The organism is Mycolicibacterium llatzerense (assembly GCF_025331195.1).
Lineage (GTDB): Bacteria > Actinomycetota > Actinomycetes > Mycobacteriales > Mycobacteriaceae > Mycobacterium > Mycobacterium llatzerense.
This window is the reverse complement of sequence record NZ_LXOV01000017.1, coordinates 146,767-165,756: the sequence shown is the minus strand read 5'-3', so window position 1 is coordinate 165,756 and position 18,990 is coordinate 146,767. Positions and strand designations below refer to the sequence as shown.

The 18,990-nt window shown below is 67.4% G+C and carries 13 protein-coding genes and 1 pseudogene; 1 reads left to right on the top strand and 13 read right to left on the bottom strand.

The features are described from left to right. Position 1: 1 nt before the first annotated feature. Genes A7G45_RS28455 through A7G45_RS28440 form a run of 4 tightly spaced genes read right to left on the bottom strand, consistent with a single transcriptional unit; the run spans position 2 to position 9,845 of the window. Positions 2 to 2,611 (bottom strand): hypothetical protein, encoded by a 2,610-nt coding sequence (locus A7G45_RS28455; RefSeq protein ID WP_260941869.1) that lies wholly within the window; start codon positions 2,609 to 2,611, stop codon positions 2 to 4. 38 nt (positions 2,612 to 2,649) lie between these two features. Further along, entirely contained in the window at positions 2,650 to 6,195 is a 3,546-nt protein-coding gene (locus A7G45_RS28450; RefSeq protein WP_260941868.1) for a tubulin-like doman-containing protein, read from the bottom strand. Beyond that, positions 6,195 to 9,260 carry a vWA domain-containing protein gene (locus tag A7G45_RS28445; RefSeq protein ID WP_260941866.1) on the bottom strand — a complete coding sequence of 1,022 codons (3,066 nt, stop codon included), beginning with the start codon at positions 9,258 to 9,260 and terminating at the stop codon, positions 6,195 to 6,197. Before A7G45_RS28445 ends, A7G45_RS28450 begins: the two co-directional genes overlap by 1 nt. After that, positions 9,261 to 9,845 carry a hypothetical protein gene (locus A7G45_RS28440; protein WP_260941865.1) on the bottom strand — a complete coding sequence of 195 codons (585 nt, stop codon included), beginning with the start codon at positions 9,843 to 9,845 and terminating at the stop codon, positions 9,261 to 9,263. It abuts the gene before it with no gap. Positions 9,846 to 10,085: 240 nt separating this feature from the next. Here A7G45_RS28440 and A7G45_RS28435 point away from each other — a divergent pair. Beyond that, positions 10,086 to 10,247 (top strand): annotated as a pseudogene (locus tag A7G45_RS28435) (iron-siderophore ABC transporter substrate-binding protein); the annotation flags it as partial. Here the strand turns inward: A7G45_RS28435 and A7G45_RS28430 are convergent. Genes A7G45_RS28430 through A7G45_RS28390 form a run of 9 tightly spaced genes read right to left on the bottom strand, consistent with a single transcriptional unit; the run spans position 10,244 to position 18,981 of the window. Continuing rightward, the gene (locus A7G45_RS28430; protein WP_260941863.1) at positions 10,244 to 11,281 is read right to left on the bottom strand and encodes an isopenicillin N synthase family dioxygenase; all 1,038 of its coding nucleotides are present in this window, start codon (positions 11,279 to 11,281) and stop codon (positions 10,244 to 10,246) included. The pseudogene A7G45_RS28435 and the gene A7G45_RS28430 overlap by 4 nt on opposite strands. After that, positions 11,278 to 11,823: a hypothetical protein gene (locus tag A7G45_RS28425; RefSeq protein WP_260941861.1), complete on the bottom strand. Its 546-nt coding sequence runs from the start codon at positions 11,821 to 11,823 to the stop codon at positions 11,278 to 11,280. Before A7G45_RS28425 ends, A7G45_RS28430 begins: the two co-directional genes overlap by 4 nt. Then, positions 11,820 to 12,833, bottom strand: a complete 1,014-nt coding sequence (alc, locus tag A7G45_RS28420; RefSeq protein ID WP_260941860.1) for an allantoicase — start codon at positions 12,831 to 12,833, stop codon at positions 11,820 to 11,822. The genes A7G45_RS28425 and alc overlap by 4 nt, the downstream gene beginning before the upstream one ends. Then, positions 12,830 to 13,591, bottom strand: a complete 762-nt coding sequence (locus A7G45_RS28415; protein WP_260941859.1) for an aspartate/glutamate racemase family protein — start codon at positions 13,589 to 13,591, stop codon at positions 12,830 to 12,832. Before A7G45_RS28415 ends, alc begins: the two co-directional genes overlap by 4 nt. Then, complete coding sequence (gene allB, locus A7G45_RS28410; protein WP_260941858.1) at positions 13,588 to 14,886, bottom strand: allantoinase AllB; 1,299 nt, start codon at positions 14,884 to 14,886, stop codon at positions 13,588 to 13,590. Before allB ends, A7G45_RS28415 begins: the two co-directional genes overlap by 4 nt. After that, positions 14,886 to 15,716 (bottom strand): N-acyl homoserine lactonase family protein, encoded by an 831-nt coding sequence (locus A7G45_RS28405; RefSeq protein ID WP_260941855.1) that lies wholly within the window; start codon positions 15,714 to 15,716, stop codon positions 14,886 to 14,888. Before A7G45_RS28405 ends, allB begins: the two co-directional genes overlap by 1 nt. Then, positions 15,716 to 17,323 carry an ABC transporter substrate-binding protein gene (locus tag A7G45_RS28400; RefSeq protein ID WP_260941853.1) on the bottom strand — a complete coding sequence of 536 codons (1,608 nt, stop codon included), beginning with the start codon at positions 17,321 to 17,323 and terminating at the stop codon, positions 15,716 to 15,718. Before A7G45_RS28400 ends, A7G45_RS28405 begins: the two co-directional genes overlap by 1 nt. After that, positions 17,323 to 17,976: a cysteine hydrolase family protein gene (locus tag A7G45_RS28395; RefSeq protein WP_260941851.1), complete on the bottom strand. Its 654-nt coding sequence runs from the start codon at positions 17,974 to 17,976 to the stop codon at positions 17,323 to 17,325. Before A7G45_RS28395 ends, A7G45_RS28400 begins: the two co-directional genes overlap by 1 nt. Then, positions 17,977 to 18,981 (bottom strand): ABC transporter permease, encoded by a 1,005-nt coding sequence (locus A7G45_RS28390; protein WP_260942222.1) that lies wholly within the window; start codon positions 18,979 to 18,981, stop codon positions 17,977 to 17,979. Between the last annotated feature and the right edge of the window lie 9 nt (positions 18,982 to 18,990).

Below are 18,990 nucleotides of genomic sequence, written 5' to 3'. Positions count from 1 at the left end.
TCTAGAACACCAAGTCCTGACCCGGAGGATTGCCCGACCAGTCGGATTGCTTGAGCATCGTGGTCACTTCGCCCTCGCTGCCGGGGAGGAAATTCAGCGGCGGTTCGAAGATCGCGAAGTCATAGGGCGGCAAACCTTCACTGGCTTGCACGACCACGGCCTGGTAGCCCAATCCGGTGCGCACCACCGCGGTGTCGTGGATGGCCACCGATGAGCGCCCGGCGGTCATCGCGGAGTTGGAAAACAGGGCACTGTGGAACGGTGCGGCAGGCGCGTCGCGCCCTTCGGTCATGCCGGCGCTGAACTGTGCCGCGGCAACCGGTCCGGGGTACCCCTCGACGAGCACCTGGCCGGTCAGCGCGTCTGCCACCTGGGTGTCCTGGGCGAACATCTGCATCACCCGGCCCCACAGCACATCGGCGCCGCCGGCGCGGACCTGTCCGGACGCGACGGCGGCCGACCACTGATCCAGCCCCGAGCCGGACCCGGCACCAGGCATCCGCAACAACATCTCGGGCTCTTCGCGCAGCCGCGCCGCGGCGGTGGTCACCATGTCCTGCCAAGGCGCGCTGAGCCACCCCAGGGCGTACAGGTTGCGCTGGATGGTGTGCACCGCATGGGCGCCGTGTTCACCACGGGGAGCCGCAACCCCCAGTTGGGTGCTGCGTGGCAGCCCGTCGGCCAGCTGACCGGCCGGCTCGCTGCCGGCCGGAGCCGGGCCGAACGGGGCACGCAAAACCGCACCCAACACCCGGCTCCAGGCCAGCAATTGCCCGTATGCGCTCGATAGCCGACTGACGTCGGCCAGCGCGTTGCGCAGATTGCCGTGCATGTACTGCAGTTGCTCTTCATGGTTTTGGCGCAGATTCATTTCGGCGAACAGATCGCGCTGCATCACCAAGAACAGCGCCAGCGATACCAGCACGTAGAGCACGACCATCACTGCCGCCAGGCTGAGCGAGAATGTCCACGTCACCCAGCCGACCGCCGCGGACCCGATCGTGGCGATCAGCACCGCCAACACCGCCCAGGTGGACGCCTTCAGGATGACGCCGACGGTGCGCTGCCGAGCGCGCAGTCGCTCGTCACCATTTTCGGCACCGGCGGATTGCAGTGCCGAAACCAGACTCGCGACCTCGGTGCGGGCGCGGCCCAGAAAATCGGCAAGAATCGAACTGGCCTGCCACGCATAGCTTTTCGCCATGACGGACTGCCATTCCGCCAGCGCTGTACTCGCGGTGCGGGCCTCCAGTCCCGCCGCGGGATCCTGGTAGGCGCGCTGGAGCCGGTCGGCTACCTCGGCGGCGCCGAGGACGTCGGCCGGGTGCACCGCGTCGCAGCCTATGACCGCGGCCAACGAGGTCGGGATACCGCGGAACTCCTCGCCGCGGCCGCCCACCACGTCGGCTGCGTTCGCCACCACGCCCACCCCTGAGCCGACACCGATGGGCTCCATGCCGGCACCACGGCGACCTCCGTCTGCCAGGGTCAGCGCCCCGTTGACGAAATCGGTCCACAGCGCGCTGAGGTCGGCGCGGGCCCGCTGGTCGGTCGGCCCAGGCCCGCCGAGTGCGGCGCTGAGGGTGTCCGCATTGCGGCCGACTTCCTCCCAGTTGGCCAGATCAGCGTTGGCGACGACCGCGAACGCGGAATTGCTGTTGCCGAATACCGTGCCCTGGACGGAGCCGACGACTGCTGCGGTGACGGTGCTCTTGACGGCGGACAGCCACGCGCCGGGTGCATTGCGCAATGCCGCACCCATGAAGGTGCAGAACATGCGCACCGCGGTCCAGATCGAGATCGCCGTCGCCGCGGAGTCCGGCCCGGCCAGGCGCGGCCCGCGCAGTACGTCACGATGCTTGGTCCAGAGCATGCGGGCCATCGTCTGGGCGGCCGTGGCGACATCGTCGACGTAGACCACCGGCAGGTCCCCACCGCGGGGCAGCGGCAACCGGCCGGCGGGGTCGAACAAGTGAGTACGTAGCCGCTGCTCGACTGCGGCGCTGTCGAGGCGACGGTAGAAGGCACGCACCACGCGCACCGTCTGTCCGGGCAGGATTTCCAGGGTGTCGAACGGAGTTCCGTCGACACCGGACCACATGCCTGCGACAGCGGCGACTACCGGCGCGGCGCGCTGGGCGATGTCGACCGGGTCGACCAGGTGCCCCCAGGCCACCGCACCGAGCCCGGGGCTCGCTGAATCTTCCGGAGCGACCAGAAGGTTGTGCCAACCTTCCAGGATCAGGGTCGAATCGGCCGGCTGGGGGGCGGCCGAGCCGCCGGTAATGAGCGCCCGCAACAGGACGATCCGGGCACCCACCGCGCAACTTCGCACGATCTGCTCGATGGACTGTTCGGCGGCCAGCGATACCCGTTGGGCTGGTTCACCTTCAACGGGTACCAGCACCGCGATACGAACGCGGCTGTATCGCTCGCTGGTCAAGAGCTGTTGCAATTGCACGGTTTCGCCGCGCCCCTGCCGCACCAGCGTGGCCGGTGTCGAGGGGCCGCCGAGCCTGGCATCGCTGATCCACACGAACGGGTCCAGCAGGCCGGCTGCCGAATAGTCGGTCAGCACGGCAGTGACATCCTCGCCGTAGTGCGAGGGCACCACCAATACCGTCAGCGCGGGCAACCGCGCGGTCGTGGTCAGAACGTGCCCCCTTCCGGGATCGCCACGAAGCTGCCGTCGTCGATGAACGCCGGGCCCGACGCTTGCCCGCTCGCCAACGCCGCGGCTTCGCGAGTCACCAGCCGGATCAGCGTGTCGGTGGCCCAGAACACTTCGGGCGCAATGTCACGGAAGATCGGCGTCTTGGCGGCCTTCGAGCGGGTCGCCACCGTGGTGAACGCCCCGTCGGGTGCGGCACCGGCAGCGTCGACGGGCAGGTACTGGGCGGCCACATCGCGAATCTGACTCAGCCATTGTTCGCTGGCAGCGGCCCTCTCATCCGGCGTTGTCGCCGCAGCCACTGCCGGGATGCGGGACGTGATTCCCGGTCCGGCGGTCCCGGTCTTGAGGAACTCTCGGCACAGGGCCGCGGCGGACAGCTCCACGATGCCGCTGGCCGGGTCCTGGGTGTGCGCGTCATAGAGCTGGCGCAGCACACCATAGGGGCGCAGCGAACGCATTACCGGAGGCTCGTGGGACTGCGCGATGGCCAGCAGCACGCTCTCGAGTACCGCCGGTAGCCAGTCGTAGGACGCCTGAAAAGCCGAGGGTGGGGTGAGCAGCGGATTCGGGAAGGCCAGCCACTGGTTGTCCTGCCCGTCATAGATGCGCACCGGATCGGTGTACGGGGACGCCGGGATCTGGATTCGGCCGGTCAGCTGTCCCAGGAACCAGCCGGCCGTCATGGTGCGCCGCTCGTCGTCGGTCATCGGCAACGAAGCCGCCAACGGCCGCGAGCGACGCCACCGCCAGAACCCCGCCCGACCCGGACCGGCGATCTGCGCCCACTGCTGCGCGGCGGGTTTGAGCACCGAGTCGAACGCCAGCGGCGAATAGTTCGGGTAGGACCCGAAAATGTCGACCCTGGTCACGGTGTCCTCATCCGACAGCGACCGCTCGTAGTTGTCCTTGGTCGCCTGATCGATGCGCGGATTGGTGCGCAGCACGTCGGCCAACGCATCAGCGACCGGTTGCCCGGCGAATGGGATCTCCGAAAACTTGTAGCGGTACTCCACCTGCTTGCCCGGATGCACCCGTTGCAGCGCCTGTTCGTTGACGCTTGCCAGCGGCCGCGCCAACGACAATGCCTCACCGAATTTGCCTGCGATGTCGCGGCGGCGCTCCGACAGTTCGGATTCCGCAGCACCCATCCCGGCGACGTAGTCGCGCAAAGACACCTTGCAGAACTCCTCGAACGACTCCCCCGGCCGCTGGATGTACATCCGCGCCCGCGACAACAGTTCGGCAGGCCGGGTATGCACATCGAATTGCGCCATCGACGGAACCCGTGGCCGACCCGATTCGGGATCGATGCCGAGCGCCCGAGTCACCCACGTCGACGTCCGCGTGATCAGCCCACCCGGCGCGGCGGTGCCGCCGGTAGTCGGCCACTGCCCGACCACGACCTGCCCGCACGCTGCGTCGATGGCGCTGCGCAGCGGAATCATCGCGGTGTTGCCGGCCACCGCCTTGGGTAGATCCGTCTCGTAACGTCCCTTGAACGCAGACGAGCTGATCAGCAGCACTTCGTTGTTGGCTTCCGAGAACCGGGGCGAGACGAGTTCGTCGGCGTCGGCGGGCCACGCCGCGTACTGGTCGGTGGCCAACCGAGCCAGGCCCACGTCGGAGGGCTGTTCGGTGCGCGCCTTCTCCAACAAGATCATGGCCTCACCGAGCGCGTCGCGCAGCGGCGCCAACAGCTCGACCCCCATCACCTTCATCACGTCGGCGATCCGCGCGACGGCATCGGCGTAGAGCTGTCGACGCACATTGGCGCGGAACCCGTCCATCGCCATGGCCAAGACCTGATCGGCCCCTGACATCACCCCGCGCAGCGATCGCAGTGCGGCGTCGACCTGCGGCGGGACGCCGGCGATGTCGGGCGCACCCATGGCGCCCAGCTGCGCCGCGCCAGGGGCGAGCTGATCGTCTATGAAGCGCCGCAGGCGGTCGACCAGTTCCCGCGCGTAGGGCAACCCCATGGCCGATACGCTGCCGGCGATCATGTCCTCGAGATGCTCGGCGAAGTCGCGCTGCCACGCGAATGCCATCGCGTACGCGGCTTCGGCGCAGGCCCTCGACAATTCGGGACCGCGGTTCTGCACGGCCTGCCGAAAAACCGGCACCCATTGGTCTGCGGTCATCCCCGCCGGGTTGGGCAGATAACCGCGCAGCTGTCGGTCGAGAATGCCGTTCACGGTGGCGGCCACCGCATCGGGCGAGAAGGCGCTGGTGGCGATCCAATTGCCCAACACACCGACCCTGGACTGCTCGTCACCCACAGCTGCGGGCAGTCGTAGTGCGCTGCAGTGACGCTGCCACTGCGAGGCCATCAGCGAGTCCAGCTGTTCGGTGCTCGACGCCGCATTACCCGGCTGGATGTGGCCGAACAGCAGCTTGTCGACGCTGCTGCGGGCCAGCCGCTGCGCGGCGTACTCGGCGTAGCGGTCCCGGCCCATCGACAGGCTGGAGAAACCGTAGGTGCCCCAGGGCAACACATCCCAGGTGGCGATACCCCAGCCGAGCAGATCACGGTCACCTTCGGGCGACGCGGTGTTACCGAGGTCGTAGGAGACGAACTGGGACGTCGCCTTGCCGCTCATCATCAGCGCGGCCAACCCACGGGCCAGCCCGCGATACACCGCACCCTGGGAGCCATCCCCGAACTGGGTGCGCTCGGCGCCGATGTAGCGCCCGATCGGGAAGACCCGGGCGAACGGTACCGGTTCGCCATCGCCGTGCTGTTGGCCCAGCGCGCGAAGGACGCGTACGTCGTGTTCGCGGGCTGCTCCGGACTGACTGGCGACGATCTCGCCGAGCATGGCCAGCGCGTTGGCGCGCACTCCGATGCGGGCGCTCTCCGGGAGGGATTCAAAGATGTCAGGGGTGACCATGAAGACGCCCATGAGTTTCGGGTCCAAACCGGTGACCATGGTCAGCAACCGGCACACGTCCAATGCCATTGACGCTCCCGCGCCACCGGCCATCGAGGACACCACCAGCACCAGCGGCGGATCGTTCGGGTCGAAGCGGCCCATTCCCGGCACAGTCACGGCCGCCATCTCGGACATGGTTTCCACCCGGAACAGCCGGTCCCATGCCGATTGCAGGCGGGTCTGGATTTCGGCGGCTTTGCTGAGGGTGATCATCCGGCCAATGGCCCGGTACTGGCCTGCACCCGCGGAAATGGGGTTGGTCACCTCTTGGGGATTGCGCGGCGCCCAGGTCGCGATGGTGTCCAGCGCGCCATCAGCGACCAGCCGCTGTGACAGCGCCCCGTCGAGAATCGAGTAGCTGGAGCCCTGCGGCCCGCAGCCGATGTAGGTGCCGCCCTGAGCGGGGACGTTCGCGAGGCCTTCGGGGCCGGGTTCGGCGCCACTCGGTACGTCGATGTGCACGAACTGCCAACCCGCCAGCAAATGGTCGACCCCGGCGGCGAGCAGCTCCGAACGCAGCTGGTCCATCATGAACGCCAGCGTGGCGCCACCGGAACCACCGCATCCCACTACCAGAAATCGTCGCATCAGGTTCCTTCCCCGAATGGGTTGAAAGGTTCATTGCCAGGGTTGATCGGTTGCCGCTGGGGCGGCGCGGGATCGGGTGGTGGCGCGGCGCCGCGGGGGCCGGCCGTCGGGTTCTGAGGTCCGGGGGCGAACCTGGCGCCCGGCTGGTAGGAAAGCGGCGCCTCGCGGGTTTCGGCGTACGGATCGGGCGGTCCCGCCGGAGTTGGGACGTCCTGCCAGGCCGGGCCGGCTGTGGTGCCGGCGTAGGGATCGGCCGGCCTGTTGCCCGGCCCCGAGAACTGAGGACCTCCGGGCGGCCGGTGTTGCGGCGGTGGCCCACTGGGGGGCATCGGCGGCCCCACAGGCGGACGGGGAGCGGTCGGCTGCGCCCCGAACGGACCGGCGAAGGGATCGGCGAACGGCGCTGCCTGGGCCGCCGCAGCGGCGGGCGCAGCAGCGCTGAACGGATCTGAGCCGCTCCCCCCACCTGGGCCGGCGGCCTGCCCGAACGGCGAGTTCGATTGCTCGCCGTCGTACGCCGACACCAGCCCGGACTGCACCGCACTGGCTCGCAGTGCGGTGAGCAGATCGGGCAGACGCTGGTTGATGTCGTCGTAGATCTTTTGTTTCGCACTGACGTCGCTGGTACCCGCCACCAGGATCAACACCTCCGCGCTGGACTCCGGCCCGCGCGGGTCATACAGCACGACCCAGGTGTTGTGGATCGCCAACGGCAGCACCGCTCGCACACCGGACCGGTCCGTGCCGGGCATCTTGGAGCCGACGCTGACCCGGCCATCGGCCGTCACGACGACCCGGCCGGTCCCGAACGGACTGCGACCCATCGTCGCGGCCAGGGTGACACCGTGCACCTCCAGTTTCCGCGTCCCGCCCGACAAACCAGGCACTGGGTGGACGAGGTCGGTCTCGGCCGGGGCAAACGGCTCCCCGCCCCGGACGACCGCACCGGACTTCACCTCGACGGGGATGCGTTCGGCCAGCAGAACCGTGCCGGGGATGCGCGACACCCACCACTTGGTCGCGTACAGCAAGGCCAATGGCAAGCCGGGACCGAGTAGCAGTGCGGCGATGAGGACCAACACGAAGTTCGTGGTGTTGAGCGGTTTGGTCAATGACGCCACGAACGGCACGTCGACGGTTTGCGATTCGGTGGTGTTCTCCAGCGGCGCAACATGTACCGGAACCGTGCCGGACAGCCCCCCACGCCCGTCGTGCTCGGTGCGCAGCGTCAGATCGAGGTTGCTGGTCTGGCCGGCCTGCACTTTCAGACAGTTCTGCGCGGAATTCGCGCCGGCGCTCACCCGCGGGGTGCCGACGCCGTCCGGCGCCGCGACGACTTTGGTGGCGTCGTTGTCGTCTATCCATGCGCAGCCGGGGCCGGTGATGGGCAGGGTGCCGCTCGCGCCCTTGGCCGCTTCCACTGCGCCGAAATCGACGCGCTCGCCTGGAGTCGGCATCCCGAGTCGGGGCAGAATTTGCACCGGCACCTCGACGCCTTGCGGTGACAGCTGGGTGCCGGGCGCGATCTGCGTGCCGGCCGGGTCGGTGGCCGCGGCGGTCGTGATGATCAGCGACATCCGCAAGGTCGCCTGCCCCGGGCTGGCATCGCGCAGGTCTACGTCCAACGGCTTACCGATGTCGGGACCGCTGACCGAGGTCAGCAACGGGATCGGCGCCGCGCCGTTGGGTACCAGCGACGCCGACATCAGCGCTGTGCCCGCGAGGTCGGTCACCGGCTTGCCCTGACCGTCGACCAGCATGAATTTCACGCCTTCGAGCACCTGACCGCTGCGCCACGCCAGCTTCGGGTTGGCCAACGCCGGGAAGATGTCGGTGACGATATGAATGTTCACCTTCGACACCGCTTCAGGGTGCTGGCCGCTGACGTCGACGTACACGATCGCCCACTGGCCGGCCCACAAGGGATTTCCGGTGTTCTGCATCGAAATCGCTTGCGCGGAATCCGATTGCCACTCATAGCTGACGGGCACGCCGCCCAGGTCGGCGTTGATTTTGCCGTTGGTCTTGGGCAACTCCATCGTCTGCCCACCTGGTGCCACCAAATAGGGGACGACGCCGGGTTGCCCGCCCGAGCCCAGAATGCTGACCGACTTGATCGACCGGTCGAGTACGAAGTTGTGTCGGGCCTCCGGGCATACCTGCAACTTGCACACGGGGCCCTGATTGGTGACGCCGGGGTCGGGATTCAGCGCGTCGAAGGCGAACAGCATGTCATCGATGTCGGCCGCCGGGTAGAAATCCCCCGGCACCGGGTCGAGGATGTCGCCGCAGCCCTTTCCGGCCAGGCCATGGCCGGTTGCGATCGCAGACATCACGTCAAAATCGGCCGGGGCGGCATCGGCCCCCAGCCCGATCGCCAGCATGACGATTCGATTGGACCGGATCTGGTCCGCCAACCCACCGGGCCGACAGATCGAATCGACCGCACGGCGTCCGATTTCGGCGACCCCATCCGGTGAGTCCAGCGAGATCCCGTCGGCATACGGTTTCGTGCCCGGGCGCTGGGTGAAGTCGATCTTGCCGTCGGAGAACCAGGCGACCGCCTGGCAGCGCCCGGCACCGCGCGCCGCCAACGCTTGCCGCGCTCCGTCGAGGGCCAGCCAGTAGTCGGTATCGATGCCGGTGTTCTTGTTGGCAAGCGGCGCCAATGAGCCACCCAGCGAGTCCGCACTGCCCGCCGTCAACCGTGTCCAATCGTGCTCGGTGACGTACGTGTCGGCGAATCCCGCAACGCTCACCGACAGATCGGCCTGCACCCGGTCTGCGTAGCGCCCCAGGGTTTGCAGCAGGTAGCGGGCGGCTTGCACTCGAGCTGCCTTCGGGTCGGTCTGGGTGAGACTGCCCGATTCGTCGAACAGCAGCAGCAGGTCACCGGATTTCTGGGAGGCCAAACATGAGCCGAACCGGTTCGCGCCGGCGTTCTTCTCCGGTGCGGCGTGTGCGGTTGGCGACGCCCAACCGGTCATGGCGGTCAGGGCGAGCAGCAAAGCCGCCACCATGGCGCGGACGAAGACAACGGCACGGTGGTGGATCAGGGGTGCCATCTACAGCCGACCCGCCCACAACGCAATTTGCCACGCGGCCACTGCAATACCCACCAGACATACGGCGAGCACCAGCCAGTACGCGCCGCCGGTCCACGTAGGCGCCGAATACACGGCATCAGTGCGGCGACGGGTATCCACCCGCGAATATTGAGCCAACACCCCGACCGCGACGGGCCCGGCCAGCAACCAGCCGGCCAGCGGCGGCAAGAGCGCCCCGTGGACGGCGAACGCGCCGATCAACCCGACGACGACACCGAGAACAGCCGCGGCCAGCGCCGCCCCGAACAGCGTCAGCGGCGGCCCGGTGAGTGCCAGGGGCCCGACAACAGCCCCCTGCCCACCGAACACGTCCACCGCGCCACCGGCGGGACGCCCATGTCCACCGAACACGTCGCCGGTTCCAGCCGGACCGCCGGGCGCGACGGCCCGGCTCGGTGGCTGGCCTGCGAATGGATCGAAGCCCGTGGACGTCGGGCCCGCGATGTTCGGCTGGGCCCCTGGGGCAAGCGGTCCCGGCACAGGAGTCGCCGCGCGACGTGGCGGCCCGAAGTCGCTGAAGTCAAACGGATTGGGCTGGCTCATGTCAGTCTGCGACTCCGATCAGCTGCGCGCGCACGCGCCACTCACTCGAACACCCCCGGTCGAGATCCCCTCTGCGTTAAATTCAAGCACAGCCCGAACATGGCTTTCCACAGCATGTGGAGCAGAGATGAGACGGATGTGGATCAGCAATCTCGGCCCACTTTGTGGCGCGGACGGGTCAAATCGGGGTCCAGAGGGATCAAATCCGCCCCGGCGCCTCCCCCTGCCGCCACGTAACGCGCCCGGACCCTGCTCGACAGCCCGGCCTGGAAGAAGCTTGCGGCCACCCGCGACAACCGGGTGTTCATCGTGAACAACGAGGTGTGGCAGACCGGTCAGGGCATCGTGGCGGCCCGCGGCATGCTCGACGACCTGCACTGGCTCAACGCGCCCATCAACTAGTCCACCTCCTGCAGGGCCTGCTGACCGAACTGTCCCAGACCCAGCGAACCGTCGGGCAACACCAGTTCGCCCGTCTCGATGCGCTGCCGGAGGTAGGCGAAGGTCTGCGCGGTCTGCGCGAAGAGGTGCTCGCCGGCCCGTAAGGTGGGGCGGCTCTTGGCTTCCGGGGTGGCGAACTGCGGTAGCGGTTTGACCTCGGTGTAGTAGTCGACGTTGAAGAACAGCGGGAACGAGTACCGTTCCTCGGCCACCTTGCGGACCCGGTGGCTGGTCGCCACGAACGCGCCGTTGGTCCACAGCTCGAGCAGGTCGCCGATGTTGACGACGAACGCCCCGTCGACCGGCGGGACGTCGATCCACTCGCCTGCCCCATTGAGCACCTCGAGTCCGGGCGCGGTGGGCTTGAGCAGCGTGAAGCATTCGTAGTCGGTGTGCGCGCCGATCCCGATGCTGTCCTTGGCATCCGGGTTGTAGGGGTAGTGGATGAGCCGCAACTGGCTCGGGGTCTTGGTGGCGTGCCGGGAGAACACCTCGGGGTCTTCGCCGAGCGCCACCGCGAATGCCCACAGCAGCCGCTGCCCCACCGCCAGCAGCGCCTGGTAGTAGGCGGTCACCGCCGGGGCGAAACCCACGAGCTCCGGCCAGGCGTTGGGGCCGAGCATCGGGTTGCCGGAGAGGTAGTCCGGGTCGTCGACGGGCAGGTCGAGCGCGGTATCGAACGCTTCTTTCAGGTCCGGGATGGTGCCCTCGAGGCCCTCCTCCCCGATCGGCACATAGCCGCGGTGGCAGCGGGAGAGCCCGATGTAGTTGCGCATCTTCTCTTCCACCGGCAGCGCGAAGAACTCCTTGACGGCGGCGAGCATGGCGTCGAACAGTGCCTCGTCGATACCGGTACCGCTGATGTAGAAGAAGCCGACTTCGGCTGCCGCACGGCCGATCTCGGCAGCCACCCGTTCCTGCTCGGCGCGCTCGGGTGAGTACAGTCCACCGATGTCGATGACCGGCACCGACGTGAATGACGTTATGCCACTCATGAATTCACATCCCCTTCCGATTCATCCACCGTCCAGCGCACGCCGTTGGCCTGGATTTCGTCGCCGCACATCACGATTCCGAGCTGCTGGTAGGCGGCATCGCCGACGGTGCCGATGAGCACCTGGCCGCGATCGGCCCAGCCGAACAGCCCGCCGGCCCGGAGCAGCAGAGCCTGAGCGCCGTCCGCTCCGGAAAGGAACAGCGCGCCCACCCGGCCGTCGTCGTCCGCGCCGTCGCAGCCCGGGTCACGGACCCAATGCTCGATGTAGTTCTCGTGCACACCGGCCTCGATGAGAACCTCACCGTCCCAGGTCATCACGCCGGCATCCGGAAACGGACCGGGCGGCTCGACGTCCACGGCACGATGCCATTCGAAGACGTCGCCGTGCTGCGCCAGCGTCCCCGCGAAGCCGCGCGAGTCGACGTACGCCGTCAGCCCCTGCAGCCACAGCACTCCGGGCTCGTCGTCCCGGGTGCCGTCCGCCCCGATCAGCAGGGTGCGCCGCCACAGCCCGGCACACTCGGTCATCTGCACGGTCACGAACTCTCCTCCCATCGGTCATGCAGTACCTGCAACCCGTCGGCGGCGGGAACCCCGAGTGCCCGCACCCTGGCGATCCCGCCGTCCGGGTAGGCCTGCACGCGCAGTGCGGCCACGCCGGCCACATCGACCGGGAAGACCTGTCGCGCATCGGGAATCAGCGTCGTGCGCGCCAGCACCGGGACGTCGAAAGCGACCAGACCCCAACCGTGTTCACGATCGGCTACACAGCGGCTGCCCAGCACCGATACTTCGGGGCTGGCGTTGAACACGAAGTAGGACGTGTCGATCTCGATCCGGAGCAGGTCGGCGGGGACCGCGAACGAGATGATCACCGCATCGTGGGTGTCGGGCCCGACATCGCGGCGCCGCCGGGTCTCCCACCCATCGCCCATGTTGTGCGGTCGGTTCGGGGCGATCAGCGAGCCGGCGCTGGAATAGAAACTGTCGCTGCACCATTCGACGCGCCCGCCCTGCTCGAGGCCCGACACCTCGACGGTGACACCGGCCCACAGTGCCGGGTCCGGCACCACTTCGCCGTAGGCGCGCAGCCGCGCGACACCACCGTCGGATTGCAACCGCAGGCGTAGGTGCGTCCACCTGCGCCGGTCTGTCACGGCCAGCAGATTGTGCGAATCCGCCTTGAGCACAGTCATTTCCACTATCGGGGTCCACACCACGGCGGGGCCGGCCGGGTCCTCGGTGCGTTCCAGCGCGCAGGCGTCGACGGCGCAGGCGGTCGGGTGATTGCCGGAAAAGAACCGGGTGTCGACGTCGATACTGTGTAGCCGGCCGGCGGCACCCAGCCGGATGATCGCCCAGTCACCGTCGCGGCCTGCGTGGCGCTTGGTTTCCCAGCCGTCCACCACTTCGCCGCGCAGGTCGTAGGTACCGGGCACGAAGGCGGGCTCGGCCGGATCGACGAGCCGTTCCTTGAACCCGAACGATTCATCGCTGGCCGCCACCACGCTGCCTCCGACGACGCGGGAGGCGAGATCGATGTCGGTCATGACCCCGGAACTCCCGACCCCAGCGCTGTTGACAGGGGCCAATGACTGCGCGGATTGTCCGGCCCGGGTGCGTAGACCCCGGCCTTGCTGGTGGACAAACCGAGCCCGACAACGGCTTGTGCGAGGGCCACCGCGGCGGCCACTCCGTCGACGGCGGGAACACCGAGTTTGGCCGAGATCGCCGCCGTCACACCGGCCATCCCTGCGCAGCCCAGGCAGATCACGTCGGCGCCGTCCTCGCTGATCGCGCGGGCCGCCTCGTCGACGATCGCCTGCACGGCACCGGCCGGGTCGGCGTCCACCTGTGCCGTGCCCAGGCCGCAGGCCCGCACGGAAGCGCAGTGCGCGTTCAGCCCGGCGAGCAGCAGACGGTCTTCGATGGCAGGGATCGACCGGGTCAGCGTGGTGATCACCGAGAACCGCCTACCGATCAGATGGGCGACGTGCGCGGCGCATTCGGCGATGTCGAACACCGGCACGGTCAGCATTTCCGCCAGCGCATCGCGCCCGTGCTCGCCGAATCCCGCCAGCACGACCGCGTCGAAGTCGAAGACCCCGTCCCCGGTGAGCCGGGCCACGACATCCATCACCCCGACCGCCGACAGATAGCTCTCTGCCGCGGAATCGATCGCCTCCGCCCCGAAATGCGGTGACATGCAGACGATCTCGACCCCAGGATGTGCCGCGGCCCGCGCGACATCCGCGATCTCGGTGGTCATGGCCGCCGAGGTGTTGGGGTTGAGCACCAGAATTCTCATACCGTCTCCCCTACCCGGGCCAGCGCGGGCCTGCCCGCCACCCACGTCTGCAGCACCGAACCACGCAGGCGCACACCGTCGTACGGGCTCACTGGGTGACGGTGCCGCAGCGCAGCCGCGCTCACCGTCTCCTCGCCGTCGGGATCGAAGGAGCACAGGTCGGCCCGCATACCCACCGCGATCCGGCCTCGGTCGGTGTAGCCGGCCAGCGCCGCCGGTCGCTCCGACATCCACCGACTCAGGTCGGCGAGCCCGAAACCGCGTGCGGCAGCCTGGGTCCACACCGCCCGCGGACTGAGCTGCAGTGAACTGATCCCACCAAACGCCCGGCCGAAATCGCCGTCGGCTTTGAGCTGCGGCGCACACGGCGAGTGGTCCGACACCACCAAATCCAGGGTGCCGTCGTGCAGCGCGGACCACAGCATTTCCCGGTTGGCTCCATCGCGAATAGGTGGACAGCAGGCGAATTCAGTTCCCCCGTCGGGGACCGCCTCCGCGGTGAATGTCAGGTAATGCGGGCAGGTTTCGGCTGTCACCGCAATCCCGGCCCGCTTGGCCGCCGCCAACCGGGACAGCACCGCGGCACTGGAGACGTGCACGACATGCGCCCGGGCCCCGGTCTCCCGCGCCGTGTCGATGACCAACGCCACGGCGTCCGCTTCAGCGGCATCTGGGCGCGACGCCAGGAACGACCGGTATCGGCGACCCGATGGCGCCGGCCCGGCGTCGATGACTCGGTGACTTTCCGCGTGTACCAACATCACCGACCCCAGTTCGGCGATGCGCGCCATGGCGTCCCGGAATTGTGCAGGGGTCAGTTGCGGAAAATGCGGGTTGCCGGAATCAGCCAGAAAACATTTGAAGCCGCGTACCCCGGCCCGCAGCAGCGGGGCCAGCTGATCCAGGTTGTCCGGTACCACGCCGCCCCAGTACCCCATATCGACGTGGCAATTATCTTCGGCCGCGGCCTTTTTCACATTGAGCGCCGCGACGCTGGTGGTGACCGGATCACAGTCTAGCGGCATGTCCACCAGCGTCGTGGTACCGGCCGCGGCGGCCGCCGCGGTGGCGGTGTCAAACCCCTCCCAGTCGGTGCCCGGATCGTCGATATGAACGTGCGTGTCGACGAACCCCGGCAGCAGCACCGCGGTGTCAGGGATCCGAATCTCTTCGACGGCAGAGCAATCCGCGTCCACGGGCCCGATGAATTCGATCCGGCCGCCGGACACGCCGACCGACGCCGGGCGCAGATGACCGTCGACAAGTGCCTGATCCGCGCGCAGTACGCACTGCATCACACCGGACCGAACCTGTGGTGGAAATGCTCAGTGAGCTCCGGCCAGGCATGTGGGTCATGTCCGGGGATCAACTGGAACCCCTTGTCCGCGGCCAACTTCTTGAGCTTGCGAATCGGCTCGATGGTGTCCTGCGGGTCGACGTCGATGAACCCGCCGATGGCGAGTTCGTGCTCGATGTTCTCGGTGAGATCAGCTGCGTCGAAGGCGAATACGAAGCCATCACCGCCGACGGACTGGTCCAGTTGGACGACGAAGCTCTGATGCCCCGGCGTATGCCCGTACGTGGGCACCGCGGTGATCCCCGGGGCTATCTCGGCTTCCCCATCAGCCAGGTGCCATTCGATGTTCGGGTCGTCGAAGTCCACCCGATTGATCGCATTGCGTTCAGGCTCAGGATGATTCGACAGCCCATACTCGAGTTCGCGGCGCTGGGCATGTACCGGCACCTTGCCGGCGAACAGTTTCAGGCCGCCGGCGTGATCGTGGTGCAGGTGGCTGACGGCGACGGTGTGGATCTCGTCGAAATCCACCCCGACCTCCGCGAGCCGCTGCTCGATGGGCTCGCCGGGACCGGGCAGCACCGGGCGGTACTCGACGGTCGGGAAGTACCGCCGGTACAGCGCCGGGTCACGTATGAGCGCGGTGTTGAAGCCGGTGTCGAGCAGTACCCAACCGCCGTCGGTCTGCAGCAGCACCCCGGGCACCGGTTCGCGCATCCGCTCCTCCGGTGGCGCGCCGTACACCGACACCGACTTCGGCAGTTCCTCCCAGCCCAGGGTCAGCAGGATGATCCGGCGCACCCCCGGCTTGCCGACGAGCGTTGCCATCAGCCGACCGAAAGCGCGTTCAGGCGAAGCGAGTTCGGGTTGGTGACGACGTGTGCCTGTTCGATTCCCTTCAGCCAGGGCTGGGCGACCATGAAGTCGTTGACATCAGCGACATTCAGCCAGCAGCCCGTCTTGACCGCTTCCACACCGGCGGTCGAGAAGTCGGTGGCCGAGGCGTTCGGCAGACCCGCGGCGAGCGCCGCGCTGACCGGTGGCGCTGAACACCCGAAGAAGTTCAGACCACCATCGGCATCCCACGAGATGTGACCCCAGGTGTACGGCGACGGCGCATCCGGCCAGCCGAGGTAGGTCATGATCTCCGGTGCGGCCTGACCGTCACCACCGACCCAGCCATAGATCTCCGACGTGGGGTACGCCTGCACCTTGGCAGTCAAACCGGCCGCGGCCAGTTCGGTCTGAATCAGGTTGCTGATCAGCTGGTTATCGGGGTTGCTGGAGTCGTAGCCGATGGTGACGGACTTCTGGTCGGCCGGCAGTTTCCCGGCAATTTCGGACAGCGCAGACAGATCGTGCGGGACCGACTGCTTGCCGAATTCGGCGGCCATCATGTTCGGCGGGTAAATCTGCTCGGCCTTCTTGCCGCGCCCGAAATACGTCTGCTTGACCAGTTCGTCGACGTCGATCGCCTGCATCACGGCGGTCCGATTCTTGACGTCGGTCATCATGCCCTTACGCGGGTTGACGTACACGTAGTTCGACATCATCGTCGGCAGCGAGTAGTTGGCGAACGACTTGTTGCTCAGATAGGACTGGACCGCTGACGACGGCAGGTCGTGCAGGATGGCGGCCACCTGGCCGTTGTTGAACTGCAACTGCTGCGCCGACACGTCCGTGATGACCGGGATGTCGACCTTCTCGAAATACGGTTTGGTCCCCCAGTAATCAGGGAAGGCGGCGAGTGCATAGTGCGAGCCCACCTGGGCATCCGTCAGCACGAACGGGCCGGTACCGAGATCATGGTTGGTCAGGTAGGCCTGTGCGTTGTCGGCAGCGCCGTTCTTCTTGAGGCCTTCTGGACTGAGCATGCGGGGACCGTAGGGACACGCCAGGTAGTCGAGGAATGCCGAGTTCGGCGCCTTGAGCGTGATGGTGACCCCGTAATCACCTTGCGTGGTAACCGATTCCACATCCTTGACCATGTAGGCCGGCCCCTGGTTGACCGCCAGCCTGCGATCGAAAGACGCCTTGACCGCCGCCGATGTGAACGCGGTGCCGTCGTGGAACTTGACGCCCTCGCGGAGTTTGAACGTGTACACCTTGTTGTCCGGCGATGCGGTCCAACTGGTGGCCAGCAGCGGCTCCAGGACGGCCTTGTCGACGCCGGATTTGTATTGCAGCAGCCCTTCGTAGCTGTTGGTGGTCAGCAGCAGACCCTGGCCGGCGTAGTAGATGTCGGGGTCCGGCGGCTGGCCCGGATCCTGCAGGAACGACAGGTGCAGCACTTTGTCGGTGGGGGCGGCATTCGGTGTGCCACCGCCACCGGAATTCGAGCCACCGCAACCACTTAGCGTCAACATCACGGCGGCACCGGCGGCCGCGTATCGCCACCCGCCACGTGCGCGAGCGGGGACCTTGTGGCTCTTCATCATCGGGCAACTCCTTCGAAGGCGGGTTCGGACAATTCGGTGGACATCTCGGTAAAGGCGGCGACGATTTCATCGGTGGTCCGCATCGCGCCGGACTGCAGGTACTCCATGGCGTCCAGGGCAGCGTCGTGCCGGTACTCCGAGGAGCCCCCGACGCAGTCGGTGACCACCCGTACGTAGAAGTCACGCTGGTGCGCGTCGGCGAACGTGTAGTGCACGCAGACATCGGTGAGCCCACCGATGAGGATCAGCGTCGAGGCCCTGAGACCGGACAGCACGATCTCGAAATCCGTTCCGATGAAACCGGAATAGCGGCGCTTGACGATGTGGAACTCGTGGTTGGGTCCGGCGAAGTCGGGCAGCAGTGCGGGATGCAGCGGCGTGCCGGGCCGGCCGTCGACACAGTGCTCTCCCTCGGCGCCGTCGAGTTCGCGTCCGAAGTCGATCCCGTTGGGGCGGTGCACCTCTTGGAAGAACACGATCGGGATTCGCGCGGCACGTGCGGCGGCGATCAGGCGCTGCGCCCGGGCAATTCGGCCGTCGTACCCGGCCATGTGCGCGATGCCGACCAGTTCGGCCGGCATGTCTCCGGACTCCTGCATGTCAACCACGACCAGCACGGGATTGCCTACGATGAGCGGCTGTTTCGGCATCTAACCTCCTGTGATTGCGATACGTGGATCGGCGGCAGCCTGGAGCAGATCCACGACTGTGTTGATGACGACGTAGATCGCACCCAGCATCAGCGTGACGCCGGCGATCGCCGGAAAGTCCGCGACGGGAATGCTCTGCGCGATGTACTGTCCGATGCCCGGCCAGCCGAATACCTGCTCGACCACCAGGACACCCGAAAACATCAGGCCCACTTGGAGTCCCGTCATCGACAGAGCGGCGCCGACCGAGTTGCGCAGCACATGCCTGGCCAGGATCCGGGTCTCGGACAGCCCTTTGGCCCGGGCGGTCCGCGCGTAGTCACTGTCGATATCGGCCAGCAGGCTGCTGCGTAGTACCCGGCCGATCGCGACCGCCGGGCCGATCGCGATGACGAACGCCGGCAGAATCAGGTGGTGCATGGCATCGGCCACGACATCGAGCCGCGCGTGCAACAGACCGTCCACGGTGAGCATGCCGGTCGGACCGGTCGGCGGATTCGGCACCGCGATCCGGCCGTTGGCCGGCACCCAGCCCAGGTCCTGATAGAAGACGATGAGTCCGACGATGCCGAGCAGGAACATCGGCGCCGAGGATCCGGTGAACAACACTGCCCGAAGCACATTCGCGCCCCGCCACTTCAGAGTCGTGCTGAACGCCAGCAGCACCGCGAGCGCGATGGCTATCGCCAGGCCGCACAGCGCCAGCTCCAGGGTGGCCGGGACGAACGACCCCAGATCGGACACCACCGAGTGCCGGGTCCGATACGAGGTGCCCAGATCACCGGTGGCGGCGCCGACCAGGTAATGCCAAAACTGCACCAGGACAGGGTCGTTGAGTCCCAGCGCTGCGCGTCGAGCCGCCACCGCATCGGCAGACGCCTGCGCACCCAGCTGCGCTTTGACGGGATCGAGAGGTGAGATGTTCTGCAGGACGAACATCACTGCCGTGAGGGCGACCAGAATCGCCGCCATCGCCCCGAGCCGAGACGCTATGAATGTCTTAATGGTCGCCGA

Bases quoted from the DNA above. Each gene is read 5' to 3' on its own strand.
- A7G45_RS28450 (WP_260941868.1), bottom strand. From the start codon at position 6,195: ATGCGACGATTTCTGGTAGTGGGATGCGGTGGTTCCGGTGGCGCCACG.
- A7G45_RS28445 (WP_260941866.1), bottom strand. From the start codon at position 9,260: ATGGCACCCCTGATCCACCACCGTGCCGTTGTCTTCGTCCGCGCCATG.
- A7G45_RS28440 (WP_260941865.1), bottom strand. From the start codon at position 9,845: ATGAGCCAGCCCAATCCGTTTGACTTCAGCGACTTCGGGCCGCCACGT.
- A7G45_RS28430 (WP_260941863.1), bottom strand. From the start codon at position 11,281: ATGAGTGGCATAACGTCATTCACGTCGGTGCCGGTCATCGACATCGGT.
- alc (WP_260941860.1), bottom strand. From the start codon at position 12,833: ATGACCGACATCGATCTCGCCTCCCGCGTCGTCGGAGGCAGCGTGGTG.
- A7G45_RS28415 (WP_260941859.1), bottom strand. From the start codon at position 13,591: ATGAGAATTCTGGTGCTCAACCCCAACACCTCGGCGGCCATGACCACC.
- allB (WP_260941858.1), bottom strand. From the start codon at position 14,886: ATGCAGTGCGTACTGCGCGCGGATCAGGCACTTGTCGACGGTCATCTG.
- A7G45_RS28405 (WP_260941855.1), bottom strand. From the start codon at position 15,716: ATGGCAACGCTCGTCGGCAAGCCGGGGGTGCGCCGGATCATCCTGCTG.
- A7G45_RS28400 (WP_260941853.1), bottom strand. From the start codon at position 17,323: ATGAAGAGCCACAAGGTCCCCGCTCGCGCACGTGGCGGGTGGCGATAC.
- A7G45_RS28395 (WP_260941851.1), bottom strand. From the start codon at position 17,976: ATGCCGAAACAGCCGCTCATCGTAGGCAATCCCGTGCTGGTCGTGGTT.